This window comes from Pseudomonas sp. dw_612 (genome assembly GCF_018449725.1).
Classification (GTDB): domain Bacteria; phylum Pseudomonadota; class Gammaproteobacteria; order Pseudomonadales; family Pseudomonadaceae; genus Aquipseudomonas.
This window is the reverse complement of record NZ_JAAVVC010000059.1, coordinates 1-1,188: the sequence shown is the minus strand read 5'-3', so window position 1 is coordinate 1,188 and position 1,188 is coordinate 1. Positions and strand designations below refer to the sequence as shown.

The 1,188-nt window shown below is 54.6% G+C and carries 1 protein-coding gene; it reads right to left on the bottom strand.

Annotation, left to right across the window (positions count from 1 at the left end; all coding sequences use genetic code 11):
* Nucleotides 1–31: 31 nt before the first annotated feature.
* The gene (locus HB680_RS32445; protein WP_213942329.1) at nt 32–973 is read right to left on the bottom strand and encodes a transposase; all 942 of its coding nucleotides are present in this window, start codon (nt 971–973) and stop codon (nt 32–34) included.
* Between the last annotated feature and the right edge of the window lie 215 nt (nt 974–1,188).

The window sequence follows — 1,188 nt, the reverse complement described above, 5'->3', positions numbered from 1 at the left end:
TGTGGGAGATTCTATGGTTGAGGGGAAGCTCTCAACTGACTTTTGGTTGGTATTCGCTTTGCCCTTTCAGCAAGGCGAATACTACCCGAGCAAGCTTACGAGCAAGCATCACCAGTGCCTGAGTGGTGCTAAAGCCCCTAGCTCTTTGGTTTTCGTAAAACCCTTTCCAGGCTTTCGTGCGGCTAGCCGACATCGCTGCATTGTGCAGAAGCCGGCGGGCCTCGGGGTCACCGCGCTTGGTCAAACTGCGGCGACCGTCCTTCTGTCCTGATTTCGATACCCGCAAATCCATGCCCAGGAAGGCGATAAACGCGTCCGCGTTGCTAAAATCTCCCCGCTGAAACGCCGTCAGCAGGCGCGCGCCGGTCAGAAATCCAATGCCTTCGACTTTCAGGCAGCGCTTCAATTGACCGGACAAACCGGCTTCTTTGAGCTGATCGTTGATCGTCTTTTCGATCATCGTTTCAAGCCGCTGCATGGACTTTATTTGTTCGGCAAAAGCCGCCTTCAGCAGCGGCTCATTCGACCAGCTCTGCACCAGGCCGACCCTGGCCTGGACCAATGCTGCGCGACGGCGAAAAAGGCTCAGGAGCTGACGGTACATTGGTGACGGCGGGGTCCAGGGGCGCAACTCCTCGGCTTCGTTTTTCAAGTAGCGAGCCAACAGCTTAGCGTCCAGGGCGTCGGTTTTGGCGCGGATCTTCACGCCTTCGCGGTAATGTTTGAGTTCATAGCCACCCACCATATAAATCGTGCAACCGGCCTCGTAGGCCAGATCAGCAAACTCCAAGTGGTAGATGTTGGTTGCCTCAATGGCAATAGACACTGGCCTCAGTAAGGCCTTCAGCCATTGTTTGATGGATGTTTTGGTGTTGGGGATCGCTTCAAGCAGATCGTTATCAGCCTGATAAATCACCAGTTCATTCTTGGCGACATCCACGCCCACGACCGGTTTTGATAAAGCGACTGGCATTGCCACAGGATTTTCTCCGAGATAAGGTTTGAGCACTTGAAGGGCTCACCCAGAGGCGCAGGCTTGTTCCTATCGTCGGTCTAGCCAGATGCATTCTTTATCGGCGCTTGGGTGAAAGGAGGAGGGGCGAAATCTCCCACGGTCTGTACTGCGTCAACAGTCAGAATCGAGCCTTGTCCCTCCTCCTCCCTTCAAGTCCTACCATACAAGCGAGC